The sequence below is a fragment of the Candidatus Stygibacter australis genome (assembly GCA_030765845.1).
Lineage (GTDB): Bacteria > Cloacimonadota > Cloacimonadia > Cloacimonadales > TCS61 > Stygibacter > Stygibacter australis.
The window spans coordinates 1-7,452 of the sequence record JAVCDJ010000116.1 but is presented as its reverse complement, the minus strand read 5'-3'; the positions used below and the strand labels follow the sequence as shown (position 1 = coordinate 7,452).

7 protein-coding genes are annotated in these 7,452 nt (G+C 36.2%); 3 read left to right on the top strand and 4 right to left on the bottom strand.

What is annotated here, in order from left to right; all coding sequences use genetic code 11:
* The 3 genes from RAO94_06080 to RAO94_06070 all read right to left on the bottom strand — a co-directional run.
* Positions 1–756 (bottom strand): pseudouridine-5'-phosphate glycosidase (locus tag RAO94_06080; GenBank protein ID MDP8321900.1); only part of this gene is annotated, 756 nt, incomplete at its 3' end.
* A gap of 5 nt (positions 757–761) precedes the next feature.
* Complete coding sequence (locus tag RAO94_06075; protein ID MDP8321899.1) at positions 762–1,211, bottom strand: septal ring lytic transglycosylase RlpA family protein; 450 nt, start codon at positions 1,209–1,211, stop codon at positions 762–764.
* Positions 1,212–1,214: 3 nt separating this feature from the next.
* Positions 1,215–2,051 carry a hypothetical protein gene (locus tag RAO94_06070; GenBank protein ID MDP8321898.1) on the bottom strand — a complete coding sequence of 279 codons (837 nt, stop codon included), beginning with the start codon at positions 2,049–2,051 and terminating at the stop codon, positions 1,215–1,217.
* A gap of 626 nt (positions 2,052–2,677) precedes the next feature.
* Here RAO94_06070 and RAO94_06065 point away from each other — a divergent pair.
* Entirely contained in the window at positions 2,678–3,541 is an 864-nt protein-coding gene (locus RAO94_06065; protein MDP8321897.1) for a tetratricopeptide repeat protein, read from the top strand.
* Positions 3,542–3,617: 76 nt separating this feature from the next.
* Here the strand turns inward: RAO94_06065 and RAO94_06060 are convergent, their stop codons facing one another.
* Entirely contained in the window at positions 3,618–4,097 is a 480-nt protein-coding gene (locus RAO94_06060) for a hypothetical protein (GenBank protein MDP8321896.1), read from the bottom strand.
* A 514-nt stretch (positions 4,098–4,611) separates the two neighbouring features.
* On the opposite strand from RAO94_06060, the gene RAO94_06055 reads away from it, so the two are divergent.
* Together RAO94_06055 and RAO94_06050 are read left to right on the top strand one after the other, a co-directional pair.
* The gene (locus RAO94_06055; protein MDP8321895.1) at positions 4,612–6,399 is read left to right on the top strand and encodes a caspase family protein; all 1,788 of its coding nucleotides are present in this window, start codon (positions 4,612–4,614) and stop codon (positions 6,397–6,399) included.
* Between the two features lie 9 nt (positions 6,400–6,408).
* On the top strand, positions 6,409–7,452 hold a 1,044-nt coding region (locus RAO94_06050; GenBank protein MDP8321894.1), incomplete at its 3' end, for a hypothetical protein.

Below are 7,452 nucleotides of genomic sequence, written 5' to 3'. Positions count from 1 at the left end.
CATCTCAGCCAGTGCCTGATCAATGATCACTGCCATTTCTGACCACGGTATTTCATCTTCCACGGGTACTGGATTAGCGATCAGGATCCCGCTTTTAAGGCCAAGTTCTATTTGTTTATGATATATTGCGCTTATCTGCTGCACATCATCTATTCGGCTAACCTGCCAGGGTGTTTGAGCAGAATAAAATCCCGGAAAACTATCTGTCTGCCAGCCGAATACATTCACTCCCGCTGTTTCCAGATATTCCAGGGTCTTACCAAGATCAAGAATTGCTTTCACTCCAGCAGAAATTACTATCACGGGAGTTCTCTGCAGTTCAGTGAGATCAGCAGAAATATCAAAGCTTTCTCCAGCTCCCCTGTGCACTCCGCCAATGCCACCAGTAGCAAATATCCTGATTCCCGCCAGATGACTGCAATGCATGGTTGCTGCCACTGTGGTTGCACCTGTCTGTTTTTGCACCAGCACGCTGGCGATTTCTCGCGTGGATACCTTTTGCACATCTTTTGCCTGGGCCAGATATTCCAATTGCTCCTGCTCAGCACCTATCATAATATTGCCATCCAATAAAAATACAGTTGCGGGACAATATCCCTGTCTGCGCACGATATTCTCAAGATTCATTGCTGTTTCAAGGTTTTGCGGATATGGCATGCCATGAGCAATGATCGTAGATTCCAGAGCAATAATGGGTCTTCTTTCTCTTTTTGCCTTCTCCACTTCAGTAGAGAGGTGAATATTCTTATTTATCATATAGCCTACGGTTTTTTTATAATTTCTACCTGCAGTTTTCTTACACCATAAGGAATCAAGCCTATCTGCTTTGCTGCTGCATAAGATAGATCAAGATCACGTCCGGCAATGAAGGGACCTCGATCATTGACTCTCACATCCACAGATTTGCCTGTATCAGGATCAGTAACCCGCAGTTCCGTATTGAATGGCAGCTCTTTATGGGCGCAGGTGAGTTTGTACATGTCAAAGGTCTCTCCATTAGAAGTAGTTCTGCCGTGAAATTTATCTGCATAATAGGAGCAGACCATCCATAATTCATCTCCCTGCTCAGCTTCTGCCTGCTTGCGGGAAGTATTGGTTTTATAATAGCCATGTTCTCTTTTATAGCCGCCATCTGTCTTATACATATTGCCAGCACATCCGCTGAGAAACAGCAGAACAGAAACTATGAATATTTTTAGTAATAACTTCATGATCTAAGGAAGTAAGGGCATCAGGCGTCTTCCCATACCTGTTTTGGGATCCCTGCCCCGGGGTGAATTATCAAATACTTCTATCACGTTATAGATCACACCAATAAATTCCGTATTAAAAGGACCATGAAAGTAATCATGGATTTTATTTATCCAGGTAACAACCTGCTTTTCATAATCAGTGAGATTGGGATCATTAGGGTCGATCAGCCGGGCAATAGTTTTAAGCTTATATGATGGAATATCCAGATATACTATAGTAGATGCCGGATTATACATCTGGTTCAGAAAGCTCTGCGTCATGAATTGTGGTTGAGAATAGAGTTCAAGCGAACCCTGCTTGGTAAGATCAAAATTCTCTTCCAGATTCTCATAAAAACTTGTTAATACTGCCAGCTTTACAGGAAAATCAGCATCCACAGTAGAATCCAGGAGCGCTATCATCTCTTCCATTTTCTCTGGCTTAGGTAAAAATCCCATCCCTTTCACGGCATTATTCAAACTGAAGCTGGTATCTGATCTTTTATAACCGCAGGTTGCGACTATTCCATTATGAGGTCCTGCCAGCTCTGGTCTGCCTTTCTGAATATCTTCCAGAAAGCCGATTCTCCGACCCTTATTCCATTCAATAAAACTCTCTGGCAATTGCACTGTCATAAATTCCTGCCATTTACCATCTACTAAAGCTGCCACCATTTTATCACCAGCATTAATCGGGACTACACGTTCCTGACGGCAATAACCATCCTGCCAGAAACTGCTGGCATCAGGTTGTTTCTGAGCGCATGAAGCCAGGGCTAATATACTGATAAGTAAGATAATATAAATCATATTTCTCATTAGATTCTCCCAAAATTTTATTAAGCAAAAATTATAACTTCATCACCTGCTGTCAATTGAATATCAAAAAATGACCAAATAGAATTCCGTCAACCAGTTAAGCAAGATCAAGATAGTAGCTTAATCTTTCCAGATTAAGCATTTATTTTCAGACTTAATCACTGAACTAAGTCCGCTAATCTTCTGCCCATTTAAAATATGCCAAAGGCATAACCACATTTGTAGCCCCTTATAAAGGCGTAGCCGATATAAGGGGATTAAATAAAAAAAGGAGATATTTTTAGTTTGTGGAATTTGAGAGAGATAACTAGATGTTTAGATTTAGATGATGGGTGATGGGTGAAGAGTAACTTAATCGTCCCCGATTTAGTATTGCATTATTAACCACCAACCAATCAATCAAGGACGATTGATCTACGAAAGGGCAAGGAATGAACATTCTCTTGAGGAAAAAATACTTTTGGTTGACAGGTTGGGAATTAAAACAGGTTGTTGGATGTATGAAATTTCTGGGATGACTGGGACAAATGGGAGATGGGTTACCTTCTGGTATTTAGGATATGCGAATATTGTTAACAAGGTGTAGATTGAGATAAAATAAGAAAATATAAGATATGGAGTAACACATGAAAAAAGTAATATTAAGTCTATTTTTATTGTTATCTTTGACTGGTTGTATTGATAAGGCAAGCGATTTTGATTTACTGAAATTAAAAGCAGAGCAAGGAGACATTTCAGCGCAATATAGCTTAGGTCTTTCCTATTGGAATGGAGAAGGTGTTGAGCAAGACTATAAAGAAGCTGTGAAATGGTTTATATTGGCAGCAGAGCAGCGAGACGCATCAGCACAAAGGAGTTTAGGTGATTGCTATGGTCATGGACAAGGGGTTGAACAAGACGACAAAGAAGCTGTGAAATGGTATAGATTATCAGCAGAGCAAGGATACGCATTTGGACAATTTAGTTTAGGTGACTGCTTTTATAATGGACAAGGGGTTGAACAAGACTTCAAAGAAGCTGTGAAATGGTTTAGATTAGCAGCAGAGCAGGGAAACGCTTCTGCACAATGTAGATTAGGGGTTTGCTATCTAGGGGAATATGGAGTTATTCAGGACAGAAAAGAAGCTGTGAAATGGTTTAGATTAGCAGCAGAGCAAGGAGATGCATCAGCACAATGGAATTTAGGGTATTGCTATAGTTGGGGAGCAGGAGTTCAGGACTACAAAGAAGCTATGAAGTGGTATAAATTATCGGCAGAGCAGGGACATGTTATTGCACAATATAGTTTAGGTCTTTCCTATTGGAATGGACAAGATTTTAAAGAAGCTTTTAAATGGTTTCTATTAGTGAGTAGTAATTCTACAGGGGAAGTATTTGATGAAGCATCAAAAAGCAGGGATGATGCAAGAAAAGAATTAACACAATCACAAATTGAAGAAGCTACAAGAGAAGCTGAGGAAATTCAAAAAAGGATTGATGAAAAGGAATAATCAGGATTTGTTATCTAAAAATAGAGAAACATATTGTAAAGGAAAGGGGAGGTGAAAACACCTCCCCTCCCTTTTTTTAAACAGTCTCTATAGAGCTGTTCAGGGTTGACAGGTCAAGACCGCAGGCAGGCATATCGGCAGCAGTTATCAGATTCCCCACATTGGGGGCTTCTGTGCCCAGCAGATCGCCAATCACACCACCGAAATTATCCACAGTAAGGGTGGTAATATCAAAGGCAGTGATTTTTGCAGTTGCAAAGCAGGCTTTGAGGAAGATATTGAGCTTGTTGTAAGGTATTTGAGTGCGACCATCAAGCTGAGTTTCATTCCAGGCCAGCGTATAAGTGATGATGTCAGTGACGAAGCCTTCGGCAGCGTCTTTCCAGGTATCGATGACAGCGGTTGTTTTGGAGGCGAATGCAGCTTCGCCCTCCGGATTATCGGGTACAAAGTAGGCGCGGAGAAAAGTGACGACCAGGTCTTTCCAACCATAGGCGACTTTTTCTCCGTCACGACCAGTAACAGTTCTGTATGGTGTTACTAAGGTTGCCTTCATTATTTGGACTCCTTTCTGGTAATGCATTATAAGAGTTTTCCCCAAAATCTCGTCTGCCTGATCAGTGCAGACTGCATACCATAAACTTATTTTATTGTAAGCTTACGGTGATATAATATATAGTTGTATAATACCTGTCAAGTAAAAAAATCCCGTTACTTGCTAATATTAATATAAGTTATGGTAAATTAATTAGTTACGTAATAAAACTTTTTTAGGGTAAAGATTATAGTTGAATGATGTTAAAAATGGATGAATGATAAGAAAATAGAGAGCATGGGAATTTGAATAATAGAGGAACTAAGTGTCTTAGATAAGACGAAAAAGGATTTTGGTTGACAGGTTGGGAATTAAAACAGGATGTTGGATTTATGATTTTTCTGGGATGATTGGGACAAATGGGACATGGGTTACTTTCAGGTATTTAGGATATGTGAATATGGTTAACAGGTGATAGAGTTTAACCAAATAGAACTATGAGGTATGGAAGATGATAAAATCAAGGAAATTAACAATGAATAAAATCATTATTATAATTTTATTTGTAATAACTTTACAACTAAATGCAATATGGTGGATAACTGTTGAAGAATCAGAAAGCTTTATAGAATTAAGCGAATCAGATAAGCAAATCGTAAGATTACGGTACTGGAATGATGAAGTTCTAACATCATTTGAATATGGAGATAAATTACATTTAGGTGCAATAAAAACCATTTGGGAAGGTATATATGGCACTAAATTCAACGAGAAATATACTCCAGTAAGTGAAGATATTCAAAGAAAAGGAGCAGTAAAAAGTTATGAAGAATATCTTACAAAAAGAGTGATAAAACTCCACAATTATAAATATGAGATAGATTACAAAAATGGAAGATATATCGAAGAGAGCACTTGGATAGGACGTCCATTTTCTGAAATAGCAACTTTATCAGGAGTATTAGTTACTCAAGACTATTATATATTAGAAATTGAAGGGAAATTTGATGAGGTAACAGTTGATAAATTTAAGAAGATTGAAATAATACCAATACTTTCGAGAGGATTGTATAATAACGGCTCAAATCATTTTCATCAAACAGAAGAAGTCATACTAATAATTCCAAGAAATTATGATGAAATTAAATTTTGGGGATTAAATGACAAATTTGGCTATGATTATACTTTAAATTTGAAACCTTACGGAGACTATGTGATGATGAGAGAGGAAAGGATTGAACTAACTGATGTTGAGAAACCATTAATTAAGATAGAATATCCTCATTTAGAAAATGGCATCTTCAGAACAGAGGAATTGTTTTTAACTATTGAAGGGAGGGTGGAAGACGAGAGTGGCATACTGAGCGTGTCAATAAATGATGAAAAGGTAAGCCTTAAACAAGATAAATTCAAGAAGAGGGTAAGGCTGAATATAGGTAGAAATGATTTTATAATAACTACGACAGACATATTTGATAACGAAGCTCAGGAACAAATTATCGTTGTTAGAGATGAGATAATTATTGAAGAAGAGTTTAGTGATGTTGATTATATAGAAAAGACAGGAATTACAAATGAAAATGCCATTGCTGTAATATTTGGAATAGAGAAATATAGAACTGCACCAGCAGTCAAATATGCTGTAAATGATGCTGATATTTTTCGTGAATATTTGATTAAGAAATTTGGATTATTAAGAGAAAATATTTATATGCGATTAGATGAGCAAGCTACAAAAGGAGAATTTGAAAAGGCATTTTCGGAAACAGGATGGATAGCAAAACACTCAAATGATAATACTGAGATTTATATTTACTACGCAGGACATGGAATAGCTGAAAGTAAAACTTGTAAAGCATATTTAATACCACATGACATAGATCCAAACTATGCAAGTACAGGATATTCTATAGATGAATTATATGATAACATCAACGCTATAGAAGCAAAATCAAAAACAATCATTTTAGATGCATGCTTTACGGGGATATCGGGAGAAGAAGAAATGCTATTAGCTGATGCAAGACCAATTAGGATTGAAGTTAAAAATATTAATGTACCTTTAGATATTGATGTTTTCACTGCATCTTCAAATAATGAGATAAGTTCAAGTTATTCTGGAAAACAACATGGTTTATTCACATATTATTTCCTAAAAGGATTAAACAAGGAAGCAGATAAAAACAAGGATAGAATAATAACATTAGGGGAAATGGAGCAATATTTAATTGATAATGTATCATCACAAGCACGAAAAATGGATAGGATACAAAATCCTCAATTGCAAAGTACAAACAAAGACAGGCTACTTATAAAGTATTGAGAGGAAAATATGAAAAAGAAATTGATAAATATTACTATGGTTTTGATGATATTAATATTATCATCCTGTGCAATGGTTGTGAATCAAAAACCAGAAGATAGAAATATTAACAAAGTTTATAAGAATATTGATATTTCTTATAGGGCAAGAGTAAATGAAGTATATTACAGCGAAAACAAAGGGTTATTATATACTCCTGATAGCTACTTTAAAGATGATATTTATGGCATTATAGAAAATGGATTGGATAATACAGGGGTGTTTGATAATATTTTTAGAATCGGAGAAGCTAAAACTTATTATAGTACTAATTTTAATGATGGAAGAAATGATGGAATTTACCTTGATATTAATGTGAAAAAAACCATTGATTATTCGATGGGTGGGTTTGTGTGGGCACTTTTTACGTTAGCAATACCTCCTTCGGTAGCTGCAGATATAAGTTTAGATTTTACAACTGATATCTATAAAGATGGGTTAAGAATCGGTCAATACAAGAATACATCAAAATACAAGTTAATTTGGGGAATAAGTTTAATACCTTTTCAGCCATTTTTTACATCAGAAAGAAAAATGCAGAATGAGTTAGTTGTAAAAATGCTAAAAGACATGATAGATAAGATGTACAGCAATGGGGAATTTAATAATCTGGAAGATAATAATCGGGAAATCAGAAGGGGTTTATTAGCCAATGAAAAAGCCTCTAAAATAGAAGAAAACATAAATATAAATATACCTATAAGTAAAATAAACAAAAAAAGATATGCAATCATAATTGGAATCGAAAACTATTCAAAAAAATTGCCAGATACACGCTATGCAAACCAAGATGCTATAATGGTGAAGGAATATGCAGAAAAAGCGTTGGGGATACAGGAAGAAAACATACTATTTAGGTTAAATGAGCAAGCAACTAAGAGCGAGTTTGATAAAGTTTTCGGAAAAAATGGCTGGATAGATAAAAGAGTGATAACTGGAGATGAAGAAATTTACTTTTATTATTCAGGACATGGAATACCTTCGATCAAAGAAAAGGAAACGTACTTAGTGCCA

What these genes read in the sequence shown, in the direction of transcription:
- RAO94_06055 (MDP8321895.1), top strand. Translation starts at nt 4,612, where the DNA reads ATGAATAAAATCATTATTATAATTTTATTTGTAATAACTTTACAACTA.
- RAO94_06065 (MDP8321897.1), top strand. Translation starts at nt 2,678, where the DNA reads ATGAAAAAAGTAATATTAAGTCTATTTTTATTGTTATCTTTGACTGGT.
- RAO94_06070 (MDP8321898.1), bottom strand. Translation starts at nt 2,051, where the DNA reads ATGAGAAATATGATTTATATTATCTTACTTATCAGTATATTAGCCCTG.
- RAO94_06060 (MDP8321896.1), bottom strand. Translation starts at nt 4,097, where the DNA reads ATGAAGGCAACCTTAGTAACACCATACAGAACTGTTACTGGTCGTGAC.
- RAO94_06075 (MDP8321899.1), bottom strand. Translation starts at nt 1,211, where the DNA reads ATGAAGTTATTACTAAAAATATTCATAGTTTCTGTTCTGCTGTTTCTC.